General features: G+C 66.3%; 16 protein-coding genes. 5 read left to right on the forward strand and 11 right to left on the reverse strand.

Annotated elements, in window-relative coordinates:
* The first annotated feature begins 6 nt into the window (after positions 1 to 6).
* Positions 7 to 450: a nuclear transport factor 2 family protein gene (locus A5747_RS07700; RefSeq protein ID WP_076123056.1), complete on the forward strand. Its 444-nt coding sequence runs from the start codon at positions 7 to 9 to the stop codon at positions 448 to 450.
* Here A5747_RS07700 and A5747_RS07705 read toward each other — a convergent pair.
* From A5747_RS07705 to A5747_RS07740, 8 genes are all read right to left on the reverse strand, one after another.
* A complete protein-coding gene (locus tag A5747_RS07705; protein ID WP_076123057.1) occupies positions 440 to 1,072 on the reverse strand; it encodes a Dabb family protein in 633 nt (210 codons plus the stop codon). The two genes, A5747_RS07700 and A5747_RS07705, sit on opposite strands and share 11 nt — an antisense overlap.
* Entirely contained in the window at positions 1,065 to 1,412 is a 348-nt protein-coding gene (locus A5747_RS07710) for a hypothetical protein (RefSeq protein ID WP_076123058.1), read from the reverse strand. Before A5747_RS07710 ends, A5747_RS07705 begins: the two co-directional genes overlap by 8 nt.
* Positions 1,413 to 1,423: 11 nt before the next feature.
* Positions 1,424 to 2,341: an alpha/beta hydrolase gene (locus tag A5747_RS07715; RefSeq protein ID WP_076123059.1), complete on the reverse strand. Its 918-nt coding sequence runs from the start codon at positions 2,339 to 2,341 to the stop codon at positions 1,424 to 1,426.
* Positions 2,338 to 3,177 carry an IclR family transcriptional regulator gene (locus A5747_RS07720; protein WP_076123060.1) on the reverse strand — a complete coding sequence of 280 codons (840 nt, stop codon included), beginning with the start codon at positions 3,175 to 3,177 and terminating at the stop codon, positions 2,338 to 2,340. The genes A5747_RS07715 and A5747_RS07720 overlap by 4 nt, the downstream gene beginning before the upstream one ends.
* Positions 3,178 to 3,312: 135 nt before the next feature.
* A complete protein-coding gene (locus A5747_RS07725; RefSeq protein ID WP_076123061.1) occupies positions 3,313 to 4,779 on the reverse strand; it encodes an FAD-dependent oxidoreductase in 1,467 nt (488 codons plus the stop codon).
* Complete coding sequence (gene bphC / locus A5747_RS07730; protein WP_076123062.1) at positions 4,776 to 5,699, reverse strand: biphenyl-2,3-diol 1,2-dioxygenase; 924 nt, start codon at positions 5,697 to 5,699, stop codon at positions 4,776 to 4,778. Before bphC ends, A5747_RS07725 begins: the two co-directional genes overlap by 4 nt.
* A 14-nt stretch (positions 5,700 to 5,713) precedes the next feature.
* The gene (locus A5747_RS07735; protein WP_076123063.1) at positions 5,714 to 6,898 is read right to left on the reverse strand and encodes an acyl-CoA dehydrogenase family protein; all 1,185 of its coding nucleotides are present in this window, start codon (positions 6,896 to 6,898) and stop codon (positions 5,714 to 5,716) included.
* Between the two features lie 92 nt (positions 6,899 to 6,990).
* A complete protein-coding gene (locus A5747_RS07740; RefSeq protein ID WP_076123064.1) occupies positions 6,991 to 7,269 on the reverse strand; it encodes a 2Fe-2S iron-sulfur cluster binding domain-containing protein in 279 nt (92 codons plus the stop codon).
* A 130-nt stretch (positions 7,270 to 7,399) separates the two neighbouring features.
* Here A5747_RS07740 and A5747_RS07745 point away from each other — a divergent pair, with 130 nt between their 5' ends.
* From A5747_RS07745 to A5747_RS07755, 3 genes are read left to right on the forward strand one after another with little or no spacing between them, the layout of a single operon-like run.
* A complete protein-coding gene (locus A5747_RS07745; protein WP_076123065.1) occupies positions 7,400 to 9,016 on the forward strand; it encodes an NAD(P)/FAD-dependent oxidoreductase in 1,617 nt (538 codons plus the stop codon).
* Positions 9,013 to 9,816: a mycofactocin-coupled SDR family oxidoreductase gene (locus A5747_RS07750; protein ID WP_076123066.1), complete on the forward strand. Its 804-nt coding sequence runs from the start codon at positions 9,013 to 9,015 to the stop codon at positions 9,814 to 9,816. The genes A5747_RS07745 and A5747_RS07750 overlap by 4 nt, the downstream gene beginning before the upstream one ends.
* Positions 9,813 to 10,646: a mycofactocin-coupled SDR family oxidoreductase gene (locus A5747_RS07755; RefSeq protein WP_076123067.1), complete on the forward strand. Its 834-nt coding sequence runs from the start codon at positions 9,813 to 9,815 to the stop codon at positions 10,644 to 10,646. The genes A5747_RS07750 and A5747_RS07755 overlap by 4 nt, the downstream gene beginning before the upstream one ends.
* A gap of 15 nt (positions 10,647 to 10,661) precedes the next feature.
* Here A5747_RS07755 and A5747_RS07760 read toward each other — a convergent pair whose 3' ends face one another.
* The 3 genes from A5747_RS07760 to A5747_RS25035 all read right to left on the reverse strand — a co-directional run bounded on the left by A5747_RS07760 (position 10,662) and on the right by A5747_RS25035 (position 12,327).
* The gene (locus tag A5747_RS07760) at positions 10,662 to 11,540 is read right to left on the reverse strand and encodes an alpha/beta fold hydrolase (RefSeq protein WP_076123068.1); all 879 of its coding nucleotides are present in this window, start codon (positions 11,538 to 11,540) and stop codon (positions 10,662 to 10,664) included.
* Between the two features lie 124 nt (positions 11,541 to 11,664).
* Positions 11,665 to 12,114 carry a nuclear transport factor 2 family protein gene (locus A5747_RS07765; protein ID WP_076123069.1) on the reverse strand — a complete coding sequence of 150 codons (450 nt, stop codon included), beginning with the start codon at positions 12,112 to 12,114 and terminating at the stop codon, positions 11,665 to 11,667.
* A gap of 39 nt (positions 12,115 to 12,153) precedes the next feature.
* Positions 12,154 to 12,327 carry a hypothetical protein gene (locus A5747_RS25035; protein WP_158070259.1) on the reverse strand — a complete coding sequence of 58 codons (174 nt, stop codon included), beginning with the start codon at positions 12,325 to 12,327 and terminating at the stop codon, positions 12,154 to 12,156.
* Positions 12,328 to 12,475: 148 nt separating this feature from the next.
* Here A5747_RS25035 and A5747_RS07770 point away from each other — a divergent pair, with 148 nt between their 5' ends.
* Positions 12,476 to 14,734, forward strand: a complete 2,259-nt coding sequence (locus tag A5747_RS07770; protein ID WP_076123070.1) for a molybdopterin-dependent oxidoreductase — start codon at positions 12,476 to 12,478, stop codon at positions 14,732 to 14,734.
* Positions 14,735 to 14,738: the final 4 nt, after the last annotated feature.

The raw sequence follows: 14,738 nt of genomic DNA on the forward strand, positions 1-14,738 counted from the left end.
AGAAACATGGATACCGATCGGCTACAACGCCTGTTCGATGAGCGTGACATACAGCGCGCGTTGAACCTATTCGCCCGCGCCATGGACGACCGCGACTGGATCGCGATGGCCGAGATTCTCGCCGATGACGCTCAAGGCGACTTCGGCACCGGCCGTCTGCACGGCAATGCAGCAATCATTGAACTGATACGGGGTTTCCTCGACAATTGTGGTCCGACCCAACACCTATTGGGCAATGTTGTTATCGATGTTGATGGCGATAATGCATTCAGCCGCGCCTACATTCGCGATGTCCATCTTCAGTCTGATGCTGACGCGTCGGCGCGGTTCTATACCCTCGGCGACTACGAAGACACGTGGCAGCGGCGTGCCGACGGGACGTGGTGCCTGACAGAGCGGATCAAGGCCAACCGCGCCCACGTCGGATCACTCAGTGTCTTCAGCAGCTAGTTGGCAAGGGCGCGATGCATCGACAGAAGCTGTGGCACACCCGGTCGCGCACGATCACGTCAGGACATTCCGGATCGAACCATCGGTCCACCACAGCCCAGTGGATCGGATGCATCAGGTAGGGACCCATCAGACCGTCGAGATCGCTGAACTCCTGCTCGAACACGTGCGTCCATGATGAGGCCCCGATCGCATCATCGACGCGGCTCAGCTGCCACGCTCTGACGGCCGGTATGTAGTCGGGCATCCAGGACAGCTCGTCTTCGAAACGTTCAACTGTGACGGCGGCCGTATCTGGCGCTACCCGCAACAGCAGGGTGCGATAGACGGTTCCCGGGCCGCCGCCGTTGTGGTTCAGAACACCTGCGTAGGTCGCTCCATTGACTCGCGTAATCCCGGGATCGTGCAGCACCGCAGCGAAATCATCCGCGGCCGAGAGCCATTGACTTCGTGATTCGAACCTCAAGTGGACTAGGACGTCGCCCCCGTTGCGCGACCCCGGCAGCGTCGGCTCGACGAGCCGGTGTAGTGCGGAGGTCGCTTCCGCCGCCGAACGCACGGCCGCCAGCACCCGAAGCCGCTCTTCCTCCGCGATGTCGATGAGCCTGGTAACGCTATACATCGCAGAGGCCATCGACGTCGTCGGCTGCAGCGGCGAAAGACCGCGACCGCGCGGTGACCAGTTCGCTGATCCGAGACCACCATTCGCCCAGTGCCGGGTCCGGCCGACCCTTCCAGGTCATCTCCCACCATGCCTGCACGCTCGGCAGCGTCCAGCTGATAGTGACGGTATTTGAGAGATCTTTGGACCAGATCGGAGGACTGACGAGGACGTCGCGCAATGTCATCCCGCGGCAGCGGGCGCCGGGCGCGTATTCGGCGAGGTAGGCGTCGACGAATGTCCTTGCGCAGCCGGGCTTGGTCACCACTGTGTCGATGACGAATATCCGACCGTCAGCCATGGTGCGACCTTTCAGCGAAGCAGTTGAGCCAGTCCCGAGCACGCCTGCTGCCGCGCTTCGTGAGCTATGTCGAGCATCGGCATCGTCATGAACCCGTGGATGCCGCCGTCGAAGGGGCATCGCACAGTGATCACACCCGCAGCCTCGAGCGCGTCGGCGTAGGCGTTGCCCTCGTCACGAAGTGGATCGTGACCGGCGGTGACGATGACTGCTGGCGGCAGTCCGGCCAGGTTCGCCCGAAGGGGCGACGCGTATGGGTGTTCCCGATCGGCACGCGCCGGAACGTACTGATCCCAATACCATTGCAGAGCCGGCTTCGGATTGTAGAAACCGTTGCCGAACAAGCGATAAGACTCGTTGTTAAAGTCGGCTGCTATCACCGGATAGATGAGCAACTGGCCCGCGATCGGGGGACCGCTGCGATCGCGCGCCATCACCGCGGTGACGGCGGCCAGGTTTCCTCCCGCGCTGTCGCCGCCGACCACAACGCGCTGTGCATCGCCGGCAACCGCGTCCGCATTGTCGGCCGCCCATCGGGCGACCGCGTAGACGTCCTCGGCAGCGTCAGGCCACCGATGCTCCGGGGCCAGGCGGTAGGCGACCGAAATCACAACGGCGGGAACACGATTAGCAATAGTCCGGCACAGGCCGTCGTGACTGTCCAGGTCGCAGAACACAAAGCCGCCACCGTGGGCGTACACCAGGATCGGCAGGCTCTCGCCATCGGGGCGGTAGATCCGCACCGCGATGTCGCCGCCGGGCCCCGGAATGGATTCGTCTCTCACCTCGGCAACGGGCTCGAGTTCTGCAGGTGGCACGAAGCGGGAGCGGATCGTTGCCCTTGCCTGCGCACCGGTCATGGTGTGGACCGGCGGGAAGCCGGCGTCCAGCGCCTCGATCAGCGGCGCGATCTGTGGATCGAGGCTCACGCGTATTGCAGGGCAGGACGCGGCGCGGAACGCGCCAGTCGCAGTGGCCGCAGCGGTTGCAGGGTTGGCGCCACCCGCTGCGGGCCGTCCTCGACGTTGCGCCAGACGGCCATCGCGGTCATGCGCACGGGGGCGGCCAGGCGCTGATCGAACATCATGCGATTCATCGGACCGCACACCGACACCGCGGCGACGGCCTCACCCGGGCTGCCGATCGGGGCTGCCACACAACCGAATCCGAGCAGCGACTCCTCGCGCTCGAACGCGACACCGTGGGCGCGCACCTTGGCCAATTCGATCGCCAGTTGCGAGCTGTTAACGATCGAGTACTTGGTCTTGCGGGCCTGCAGATCCACGGCGGTGTCCTCGTCACTGTAGGCCAGGATCGCCTTGCCCACGGCGGTGCAGTGCGCGGGTTGACGGCCCCCAACTCGGGTGGGGATCGCGGCGTTCATCGGTTCGCCGACCTTGTCGAGATAGACGACGTCGGGTCCGTCCAGGACCGCGAGGTGTACGACAAGCCCGGTGGCGCGGTGCAATTCGCCCAGCAGCGGACTGGCCGCGCGCACCAGACGGTCCTGGTGTACGGCTAGCGAGCCGAGCTCCACCAAACGCATACCGAGCTCGTAGTCGCGGCCGCTGCGGCGCAGCCAGCGCAGTTGCACCAAGCGCTCGAGCATCCGATGCGCCGACGAGCGCGGCAGGCCGGTACGGCGGACGATCTGTGCCAGCGTCAGCCGTCCCGGTCCATCGAACGCATCAAGCACCAACGAGATGCGGTCGATAACGGCACTGGGTGTTGGTTGGGCGGTCGCGACGGCGTCGGTTCGTGACATCGGTGTCCTCAAGGGTTGCTATAACTGGCTGATATATTCCTATTAGGAATATATGCACCATACCGCTGTGGCTGCTGTCACACAAGACACGAAAAAGCGCCGACGGACCCGGGTCAGTCGGCGGATTAGCGCAGGTCAGCCCTTGGCGGCCGAGCGGCCAGCCCGGCGGCCGTAGAAGCTGCCGTCGCCGAGCGAGATCCCGCTGGCGTAACCCCACGCGGCGAGACCCGCGGTCGAACGCCCCGCGGCGAAGAGGCCGGGTATGGGCTCACCGCTGACGTGCAGCACCTCGGCGTCCAACGTGGTACTCAGGCCGCCCAGGGTGAAGCCGCCAGTGCTCTCGCGCAGGTCGATCGCGCCGACCGGGCAGCCGATCGGCTTCACCCATTCCGGCTTCTTGTGCAGCAGCGGATCCTCGCCCCTGGCGGCCCCGTCGTTGTAGGCGGCGACGGTCGCCTGCAGCGAACCGGGCGTCAGCCCCATGTCGCGTTCCAGGTCGGCGACGCTGTCGGCCACCCACGTCGCCGGCCGCAACATGAACTTCGGTGACCACGACGCCATCGCCTCCTCCTGAGCGTCGCCGTCGATGATCAGGTAGGCGGTGTTGTCCTGCTGATACAGCGTGAGCTGCCCGATCCGGCCCGGGTAGGTGTCCTCGGTGACGTAGCGCTGGCCCCGGCCGTTGACCAGGATTCCGCGCACCAGCTGTTGCGGATCGATGAAGATCGCGACCTCGGTGGCGTCCATGTGGGCCAGGTCGGCGCCCAGGGCCTGCGCCATCCGGATCGCCTGGCCGTCGTGCTGCTCGATCGACGCCGCCGGGCGGCCGGCGATCCGCGGGGCGTAGCGCATCACCATCGCGTCGTTGTAGGCGAAGCTGCCCGTCGCGAGGACCACGCCCGAGCGCGCCCGCAACGCCATCTCGGTGCCGTATTGCCGGGCGCGCAGGCCGACCACCCGCCCGTCGGATTCGACGATCAGCGACTGCACCCGCACGTCGTAAAGGGCGCGCGCGCCGGCCGCGGTCGCGGTTTCGACGAGCGGCTTCATCAGCATGTAGCCGGCGCTTGCCTCACCCTGCTTCTTGTTCGACATCTGCGGGACATGACCGCGCGGGGCTGGGGTGGCAATGGTGTTGAACGGGTAGGCGTTTTCGCCGCCGCTATACATCAGGCCCTGGTCGCCCATCGGTTCCCAGCCGGGCTCGGAGAAGAACTCCGCCTTGAACGGCACGCCGCAGCCGACCAGCCAGTCGAAATGGGCGACACTGCCGGCGCAATAGTCGGCGATCCGGTCCCCGTCGGCGCCGGGCCCCATCGCGACGTTGAGAAACGCCGCCATGTTCTCGACGGAATCGTCGAAGCCGCAAGCCTTTTGCAGCGCCGTACCACCGCCGAGGTAGATGAACCCGCCCGCCATCGCCGCCGCGCCGCCCCACGAGCCGGTGCGCTCCAGCACCAGGACGTCGGCGCCGGAGCGGGCCGCTTCGACCGCCGCGGCGGCGCCGGCCACCCCGTAGCCGGCGATGACGACGTCGGCCTCGTCGTCCCACGAGGCGATCGACGCGGCGGGAATGGGTGTGATGTCGGTGTCGGGCGTCATAACCGCATCGCCGCGGGCATCTCGCCGACCCACTGGTGACCCCAGTAGCTGTCGGCGGTGATTTCCTCTGCGGTGTAATAGGTTTCGTCGACCCGCATGCCGTCGGTGCCGAATTCGATGTCCCAGTCGCCGGGCGCGCGGACGTAGAAGGAGATCATCTTGTCGTTGGTGTGGCGTCCCAGTGTGGACGACAGCTGGAATCCCTCGGCGTTCACGCGATCCAGCGCCTGGCCCACCGCGTCGAGGGTGTCGACTTCGACCATGATGTGCACGAGCCGCGGGTCGCGCTGATGTGCGGCCGGGACGATCGCCATGCTGTGGTGTCGTTCGTTGATGCCCAGGAAGCGAACCCGCACCGGCCCGAACTCTTTCGGCAGCGGCACCCGGAACGCGCCACGGGAACGGAAACCCAGCACGTCGGTGTAGAAGTCGAACAGCCCGTTGGGATCCATGGCCGGCACGACGACATGCCCCAGCCCCTGATCGCCGGTGACGAATTTCGCGCCGAACGGGGTGACGACCGGGCTGTGGTCGAGCACCGCCCCGTGAAACACCTCGAGCGTGGTTCCGGCCGGGTCCTCGAACGTGAGCACCTCTTCCACGCGACGCGCCTCCGCCTCGTCGGTGGACAGCTGTTTGAACGCAACCCCGGCGCCATCGAGGGTGGCCTTGACCCGCTGCAGCGCCTGGTGGTCGCGCACTTCCCAGCCGACGGTGAGCACCCGGTCGGTGTCACCGGGCAGCACGATCAGCCGGGCTGCCCGCTCGTCCATGCGCAGATACAGCGCGGACGCGTCGGGGCCTCCTCCTTTTGGTGGGGAGCCTTCCGCGAATCCGAGGACGCCGAAGGCGAATTGCCGCCAGCGATCGATATCATTGGTCGAAATAGTAATGTAGCCAAGGCTTTTCAGGTCGCTCATGGTGAAGCGTTCTCCTAAATCAAGGCTCGCAGTGGACCTTCCGGTGGATCGATGCCCAGCGAGCTCAGCGCCGACGCGTGGTAGGTGGTGCCGGGGACGTGGATAGCGTGCAGGTGGCCGACATGCACGTCCCGCCAGTACCGCTGCAGCGGCTTGTCCATCCGCGCCGCGTTGCCGCCCGAGCGGGCGAAGATCTCGTCGACCGCCGACACCGCGCGCCACACCGCGCGAACCTGCGTGCGCCGACCGGCCGCGCGGTCCGCGAACGACACCTCCTTGCCGGCGGCAACCATGTCGTAGATGCGATCGGCGTTGGCCAGCAGCTCCTGGCGCGCGGCGTTGATGTCGGCCGCCGCCTCGCCGATGGCGTGCATGACGTAGGGGTCGTCCTTGATCGCCGTTCCCGTGGCTCCGACACGCTCCCGCTGGTAGTCCAGGTGGGCGGCGAGCGCTCCCTCGGCGATGCCGATGGTCGCCGCAGAAATGCCCAGCGGGAACATCGTCGACCACGGCATCAGGTACAGCGGCTCGGTCATGCCCGCCTCGCGCTGGGCGGTGCCGTCCATCACCTTCGTCGCGTCCATGGTCCGGTAGGTCGGGACGAACGCGTCCTTGACGATGACGTCCTTGGAGCCGGTTCCGCGCAGCCCCACCACATTCCACGAGTCCTCGACGATCTCGTAATCCTTGCGCGGCAGGACCATGTGGAGCATCTGCGGCGGCATCAGCGGGATGCCCTTCTCGTCGCCGAGCATCGCCCCGAGGATGATCCAGTCGCAGTGGTCGGTGCCCGAGCTGAACTGCCAGCGGCCGTTGAAGATGTAGCCGCCGTCGACGGGCTTGGCCACACCCTGCGGCGCGTACGGGGAGGCCATCCACGTGTCGACGTCCTCTGCCCAGATTTCCGCGGAGACTTTCGGATCGGCATAGGCCAACTGGTAGGGATGCACACCAACCACGCCGACGATCCAGCCGGCGGCTGGATCCAGCGCCGCAGTGGCCATCGTCGTCTCAGCGAACTCGCGGGGGTGGACCTCGAAGCCCTGGTATTGCTTGGTCTGCAGCAGCCGGATCAGGCCGGCACCTTTCATCAGCTTGACGGTGTCGTCGGTGAGGCGGCCAATCCGTTCGGCTTCGGCGGCCTGGTCCCGCAACTGATCGGCCATGGCAACTACCTGGTCGAGTACCCGCTCGCTCATATCGTTCGTCCTAACGTGTGGGGGCGTAGTAATGGTCTACCGCAGTCCGCGCCGAACCCGAAGGCAATCCCGGTGAGCGGACGCAATCGCGGTCAAAACTTGATGTGGAGATGGTCGCTGGCCGGCCTGGCCTGACACGCGAGAATCAGACCGCCGCGCAGGTCGTCGGCTTCCAGGAGGTCGCACGCCGCCATGACGGTCTCGCCCGCGACGACGGTGGCCACACACGAACCGCAGCGGCCCTCCCGGCACGAGTGGGGCGCGTCGATGCCCGCATCGAGCAACAGGTCGACCAGGGTCTGACTACGGGGCCAACGCAAACGATGTCGCTGACCATCCAGCTCCACTTCGACATGAGCAACTTCCGACATGAGCCGATGGTCTGCGATATGCGGCGGGGGGCGGGTGCGCGCGCCCGGTGGTCGGGAAAACTCGGCCGGAGCGTCCGTTGACCGGGAAGGGGAACCGCGCGCGACGACTAAGGCCCTACCGTGGCTGCCTGTGACCAATCCCGGCCAGCAGCCTCTCGACGTACTAGTGGTCGGCGCGGGGTTCGCCGGTCTGTACGCCCTACACAAGCTGCGCAGCCAAGGTCTGTCGGTGCGGGTGCTCGAAGCCGCACCCGAGGTGGGCGGGACCTGGTACTACAACCGCTATCCGGGCGCGCGCTGCGACGTCGAGAGTGTCGACTACTGCTACTCGTTCTCCGACGAACTGCAGCAGGAATGGAACTGGACCGAAAAGTATGCCACCCAGGCCGAGATCCTCGCCTACCTGAACTGGGTCGCCGACAAACTGGACCTGCGCCGCGACATCGCCCTGAACACCCGCGTCGTGTCGGCGGTGCTGGATGAGGCCGCGTTGCGCTGGACAGTCACCACCGACGGCGGGCAGGCGCTCTCGGCGCGGTTTTGTCTCATGGCAACCGGCCCGTTGTCGGCTGCGCTCACGCCGACCTTCGATGGCTTGGACAAATTTGCCGGCCAGATCTACCACACCGCCCAATGGCCCCACGATCCCGTCGACTTCACCGGCAAGCGGGTCGCGGTCATCGGCACCGGATCCTCCGGAATTCAGTCGATTCCAATTATCGCCGAGCAGGCATCCCACCTCTATGTCTTCCAGCGGAGCCCCAATTACAGTGTCCCGGCGGGCAACAAGCCGTTGTCGGCCAAAGAGCTCGACGACATCAAGGCCGGCTACGCGAAGCGGCGCAGGCTGTCGTGGCGCAGCGGCGGTGGCTCGCCGCACATCACCGCCCCGAAGCCGACGATGGAGTGCACGCCAGAAGAGCGTCGAGCGGCGTTCGAAAAGCGATGGCAGCTGGGTGGCGTGCTGTTCTCGAAGACATTCCCCGACCAGATGATCGATCTGGCGGCCAATGACGAGGCCCGAAAGTTCTACGAGGAAAAGATCCGGGCCGTCATCGACGATCCCGCGGTCGCCGACATGCTGATTCCCAATGACCACCCGATCGGCACCAAGCGAATCTGCACCGACAGCAACTACTTTCAGACCTTCAATCGGACCAACGTGTCGCTGGTCAGCGTGCGCGCCACTCCGATCGAATCCGTCGACGCGACCGGGATCAACACCACCGAGGCCCGGTACGACGTCGACATGATCGTTCTGGCAACGGGTTTCGACGCTATGACCGGGGCGCTGGGCAAGATCGACATCGTCGGACGCGGCGGTGTGGCCCTACGTGACGACTGGGCGCACGGACCTCGCACCTATCTGGGGTTGGGCGTGGACGGCTTTCCCAATCTGTTTTTGATCTCCGGCCCGGGAGCACCCGCCGTCCTGGCGAACATGGTGCTACACGCGGAAGCTCAGGTGAACTGGATTGCTGAGGCCATCACCTACCTGGATAACCATGACTACGCCGCGATCGAAGCCACCGTGGACAGCGTGGACGGCTGGGTCGCCGAATGCTCCCGGCGCGCCGAGACGACGCTGTTCACCAAGGCGAACTCCTGGTACATGGGCGCGAACGTACCGGGAAAGCCAAGGGGTTTCATGCTGTTCGTCGGGGGCTTCGCGACCTACAACGACATCTGCGCCGACGTCGCCGACTCCGGCTACCGCGGATTCGACCTGATCAAGATGCCGCAATGACAGGACTGGTTGACAAAGTCGTGCTGGTAACCGGCGCCGCCCGCGGCAGCGGACGCGTGCATTGCGAGCGGTTCGCCGACGAGGGCGCCAACGTGATCGCGCTGGACGGGCAGGCGGCCGCAGGCGAATTGAGCGATACCGCAAGGGAAGTCGAAAATAGGGGCCGGCGCTGCGTGGCCGGCGTGGCCGATGTCAGCGACCTCGAAGCGATGACGGCCGCGATCGATCACGGCGTCGCCGAGCTGGGTCGGCTTGACGTGATCGTCGCCAACGCCGGAATCCACCTCCCCGGCGCGCCCTCGTGGGAACTGGACCCCCGGGACTGGCAGCGCACACTCGACGTCAACCTCACCGGCGTATGGCACACCGTCAAGGCGGCTGTGCCGCACATGGGGGAGGGCGGCGGCTCCATCGTGATCATCAGTTCCACCAACGGGATTCGCGGCACGACCAACACCGTCCACTACACCGCCAGTAAGCACGCGGTGGTGGGCCTGGCACGCACCCTGGCCAACGAACTCGGGCCGCGCAGCATCCGGGTCAACACCGTCCATCCCGGCGCGGTCGCAACAACCACGCTGCTCAACCAGGCGACGTTCAAGCGCCTGCGGCCCGATCTGGAGAACCCCACGGCGGCCGATGCAGCCGAGGTGCTCGAGGCGCGCAACCTGCTGCCGGTGCCGTGGCTGGAACCGGTCGACGTGGCCAACGCCGTGGTGTTCTTGGCCTCCGACGAGGCTCGCTACATCACGGGTACCCAGCTCGTCGTCGACGCAGGCCTGACGCAGAAGACGACGTGAAAGGGCGGCTTGCCGGGAAGGTCGCCCTGATCACCGGCGCGGCGCGGGGGATCGGGCGCGCGCAAGCCGTGCGCTTCGCGCAGGAGGGCGCCGATATCGTGGCGCTCGACGTGTGCGGACCGGTCGATACGGTGGTGATCCCGCACAGCACGCCCGCCGACCTCGACAGCACGGCCGCCCTGGTCACCGAAGCCGGTGCCCGCGTGCACACGGAGATCGTCGACGTGCGGGACCTCGCCGGCATGCAGGCCGCCACCGATCACGGCGTCGAGCGGTTCGGCGGACTGGACGTGGTGTGTGCAACCGCGGGAATCACCTCTCGCGGCATGGCGGTCGATCTGAACGAAACCGCGTGGCACGCCATGCTGGACGTCAACCTCACCGGCGTGTGGCATACGTGCCGGGCCGGGGCGCCGCACCTGATCGCGCGCGGCGCCGGGGCTCTGGTCCTGACGAACTCGATCGCCGGATTGCGTGGCTTAGTCGGTGTCGCGCACTACACCGCCGCCAAGCACGGTGTGGTCGGTCTGATGCGCAGCCTTGCGATCGAGCTTGCGCCGCACAATGTTCGGGTCAACTGCGTCCATCCGACGAATGTCGACACTCCGATGATCCAGAACGACGCCGTTAGGAGCGCGTTTCGCCCGGACTTGGACCGGCCGCCCACGCGTGCCGAGTTCGCCGAGGCGGCTCGCGGCATGAACATGCTCGCGGTGCCGTGGATAGATCCGATGGACGTCGCCAACGCCGCGCTGTTCCTGGCCTCCGATGAGGCGCGGTACATCACCGCGGTGACCCTGCCCGTCGATGCTGGCGCCACCCAGCGATGAGGGATTGACGGGCAGTTAGCCGTTCTCTCGCGACAGGAACGCCAGGACCGTACTTTCGAACGCTTCCTTGGCTTCGATCATCGCCCAGTGCCCTGAGTTGGGGAATATGTGAAGTTCCGCGTTGGGAATGGTGCGCATGGGGATCAGCGCCATGTCGGGCGGGCTCACCCTGTCGTCTCGGCCCCATGTCAGCAGGGTTGGCACCGTCAGCTTGTGCATGACGGCCCACGGCATCGGCCGGTCGGACGCCGCCATGGCGGAGTTCATCCCGGCGAACGCCGCCTTGCCGTACATGCGGCGCGCGGCGTCCAGCGTCGCGGGATCGGTGGCTAGCGACCAGCGTTCCTCGATCAGCTCATCGGTGACCAACGACTGGTCGTACACCATCGATTTCAGCCAGTCGACGAGCCGCTGCCGGGTGGGGTCTTCGACGAATTCCTGCAACAGCCGGATGCCCTCGCTGGGGCTGGGGCTGAAGATGTTTGTCCCGATGCCGCCGATCGTGACGAGCCGACCGACGCGATCGGGATTGGCGATGGCGAAATTGATGCCGACACCGCCGCCCATCGAGTTGCCTACGATGTGCACTCTGTCGACGCCCAGCGCGTCCAGGAAAGGCGACACGGTGCCGAACGCCGTCACCATCGGGTGGCCGCCGAAGTCGTCGCTGACCCCGAAGCCGGGAAATTCCAGGATCACGCAGCGGAAGCGCTCGGCGAAGGTGGGCAGTACCCCGCGAAAGTTGCGCCACCCGGTGACGCCGGGCCCGGAGCCATGCAGGAACAGCAACACCGGGCCGGACTCGGGGCCGCAGTCGTAGTAGCGCAATGCGCCCTTCGGCGTGCTGATCTCGCGCAGGTCGTGCTCGACGGTCGTCTCAGGAGTCTTGGCCACGAGGTCACCCTGCCACGTCGCCGCGCCGGGCGGGAGCGGTGGTTCCGCTGATCGGTCAGCGCCTTGGCGTTTCGGTGCCCAACGTGTAACTGCTGCGACGACCCGCCGACGCCGGTCGCACTGATTACACGTTCGGTGGCCGTCGGGCCATGACCGAGGCGGGGGCCGCCCAATCTGTCGATACCTTGCGATGCTTGATCAGCCAGGTATCACCGGCGGGCACCAGGACGTCGCGATAACGACCGAAATGGTCGAGTCCGATATGGGTGACCACGGTGAAGTACGACTCGACGTGGGCCTCGTCCGGGGTCAGGCCGGTGAACACCACCGTGGCGACGTTGTGCCGCACGACCGGCTTGCCGTCGACGTTGTCGGCGAAGTTGCCGGTGACACCGCCGAGGAAGGCCGCGATCTGGGATCGGCCGCACAGTGGTTCGGACCCCCGAATCTCGAGAATGCCGTCCGCGCAGAATGTTTCGGCAAGTCCGTCGAGCCGGCCGGCATCACCCGACCAGTTGTACCGCGCGAGGGTGTCGCGGATCCGCTCGCGCGCGACCAGTTCCCACATCTCCATCGTCGGGACTTTAGTCATGCGCCGCGGAGGCGTGCCGAGTTACCTGATGACGTAGGGCCGGAAGCCGTGGACGCCGGCGGGTGTGACTCCGTCGAGGTCGAAGACGGCGATCATGGCCCGCAAGAGGGCGGGGGACCAGTCCTCGAATGGATGCGCATCGATCCGGTCGAGTACCTCGCAGCGGAGGTACTCAAGGTCCTGCGGGTCGGTCATGTACCCGACGCTAGGGTCGGCGTCTCACGGTTGTACAGCCGACTTGTCAGATTCAAATGTGTCTCAGACCCGATCATCAGCGGTTTATCAGCAGCGCCGTGCTTTTTGGGTACTTCCGCTACGGGGAGTAGCGGAATACAGTGGGTGGGTGACGACCGGCGATAACGGCAGGCATCTGCGTACCTGTCCACTGTGTGAAGCCATGTGCGGCTTAGAGATTCACGTCGAGGGCGGCCCCACGGACGGGAAGGTCACCAGCATCCGCGGCAATCCCGATGACGTGTGGAGCCACGGACACATCTGTCCCAAAGGCGTGTCACTGGCCGCGCTGCACGACGACCCGGACCGCATCCGCCGCCCATTGATCAAGGTCGACGGCCGCTGGCAGGAGGTCGGCTGGGACGCCGCGTTTCGCCGCTGCACCGAGCTCCTGACGCCGGTCATCGAAAAGTACGGAATCGGCGCGGTCAGCGCCTACACCGGCAACCCGCTAGCACATTCCTTCTCGCTGGCCCGCTACTCGGGCGTGCTCCTGGGCATGTCGGGGATGCCCGTCACGTATTCGCCGGGGACCGTCGACCAGTGGCCCAAGAACCTCTCCTCGCACCTTATGTACGGCCTCTGGTGGAACTTCCCGGTGCCCGACATCGAACGCACCGACCTGATGGTCATCATGGGCGCCAACCCGGCCGCGTCGCAGGGATCGCTGCTGGCCGCGCCCAACGTGATGGGCCTGATCGAAGCGATCCGCAAACGCGGCAAGGTGATCGTGATCGATCCGGTGCGCACGCTGACCGCCGCCCGCGCCGACGAGTGGCTTCCTATCGTGCCGGGCACCGACGCGGCGCTGCTGCTTGCGGTCGCGCACACGCTGTTTGACGAAGACCTGATCGACCCCGGACCGCACGTCGACGGTGTAGGCACGATGCGCCGGGTCGCTGCCGACTGGCCGCCGGAGCGGGTCAGCTCCGTCACCGGGATCGACGCGGATCGGATCCGAGGGCTGGCCCGCGAGCTCGCAAGCACCAAGAAGTCGGTGGTGTATGGCCGAATCGGCCTGTGCAATCAGGAGTTTGGCAGCCTGGCCAGCTGGCTGGTCGACGTCGTCAACATCTTGATCGGCCATTTCGATACGCCCGGCGGCGCGATGTTCCCGAAGCCGGCGGCCTGGTCGATCACCTCACAGCCGCTGCCCGGCCTGGAGGGCGGCGCCCCCGAATTCGGCCGGTGGCACACGCGCGTTCGCGGCGCGAAGGAAGTTCTCGGCCAGGCGCCCGTGTCGTGCATGGCCGAAGAGATCGCCACGCCGGGCGACGGGCAGCTCAAGGCGCTGATCACGGTCGCGGGCAACCCGGTCTTGTCCACGCCGGGGGGAGACAAACTCGACGAGGTGCTGCCGATGCTGGACGCGATGATCTCGATTGACTTGTGGCTCAACGAGACAACGCGGCACGCCGACGTGATCCTGCCGGGGCTCTCGCCGCTCGAGCAACCACACCACGACGACCTCATCTTGCTGTTTGCGATCCGCAGCATCGCGAACTACTCGGCCCCGGTGTTCGACCCGGGCGATCGCCCGCACGAATGGGAGATCCTGATCCGGCTGACCGGCCTGTGCACCGGCACACCCGCCGAAGACGTCGACGTCGCGGCGATCGACGACGGCTTCTTCGACTACCTGGCGTTCACGCGCGGCCTCGACGGCGCGGAGATCCGCAAGCTCTACGACGATGCCGGTTTGAAAGGCGGCCCGGAACGGATGCTCGACCTCACGCTGCGAACCGGCCCCTTTGGGGACCAGTACGGCCGGAACCCGGGCGGGCTCACGTTGGACATGCTCAAGGCCAACCCGAACGGGATCGACTTCGGGCCGATGGTGCCTCAGCTCCCCGACATCCTGGCCACGCCCGACAAGAAAATCCGGCTCGCCCCGCAATACCTGCTCGACGACCTGCCGCGGCTGGCCGCGCGCCTGGAACGCCCCGCCGAGCCGCTGGTACTGGTCAGCCGGCGACACCTGCGGTCGAACAACACCTGGCTGCACAACGTGCCCGCGCTGATGAAAGGCAAGGACCGGTGCACGCTGCTGATCCATCCCGACGACGCCGCACGCTTCGGTGTGGCCGACGACGACGTCGTCACGGTGAAATCGGAGGCCGGCGAGATCAGGGTCCCCATCGAGATCACCGACGCGATCAAACCCGGCGTGGTGTCGATGCCGCACGGCTGGGGCCACGGCAAGCCGGGCACCCGCATGTCCGTGGCCAACAGCTCGCCCGGCGCCAACACCAACGTGCTGTCCCCGCCGGCGTTCGTCGACGAGCCGTCCGGCAACGGTGTCCTCAACGGTATTCCGGTCACCGTGATCCACGAACAAGCCCGATTTCGAGCCACGCAAAGCGTGTGATCTC

The sequence above is a fragment of the Mycobacterium sp. IS-836 genome (genome assembly GCF_001954275.1).
GTDB lineage: Bacteria > Actinomycetota > Actinomycetes > Mycobacteriales > Mycobacteriaceae > Mycobacterium.

Coding starts and splice junctions, on each gene's coding strand:
- A5747_RS07700 (WP_076123056.1), top strand. CDS start 7: ATGGATACCGATCGGCTACAACGCCTGTTCGATGAGCGTGACATACAG.
- A5747_RS07705 (WP_076123057.1), bottom strand. CDS start 1,072: ATGTATAGCGTTACCAGGCTCATCGACATCGCGGAGGAAGAGCGGCTT.
- A5747_RS07710 (WP_076123058.1), bottom strand. CDS start 1,412: ATGGCTGACGGTCGGATATTCGTCATCGACACAGTGGTGACCAAGCCC.
- A5747_RS07720 (WP_076123060.1), bottom strand. CDS start 3,177: ATGTCACGAACCGACGCCGTCGCGACCGCCCAACCAACACCCAGTGCC.
- A5747_RS07725 (WP_076123061.1), bottom strand. CDS start 4,779: ATGACGCCCGACACCGACATCACACCCATTCCCGCCGCGTCGATCGCC.
- bphC (WP_076123062.1), bottom strand. CDS start 5,699: ATGAGCGACCTGAAAAGCCTTGGCTACATTACTATTTCGACCAATGAT.
- A5747_RS07735 (WP_076123063.1), bottom strand. CDS start 6,898: ATGAGCGAGCGGGTACTCGACCAGGTAGTTGCCATGGCCGATCAGTTG.
- A5747_RS07740 (WP_076123064.1), bottom strand. CDS start 7,269: ATGTCGGAAGTTGCTCATGTCGAAGTGGAGCTGGATGGTCAGCGACAT.
- A5747_RS07750 (WP_076123066.1), top strand. CDS start 9,013: ATGACAGGACTGGTTGACAAAGTCGTGCTGGTAACCGGCGCCGCCCGC.
- A5747_RS07765 (WP_076123069.1), bottom strand. CDS start 12,114: ATGGAGATGTGGGAACTGGTCGCGCGCGAGCGGATCCGCGACACCCTC.
- A5747_RS25035 (WP_158070259.1), bottom strand. CDS start 12,327: ATGACCGACCCGCAGGACCTTGAGTACCTCCGCTGCGAGGTACTCGAC.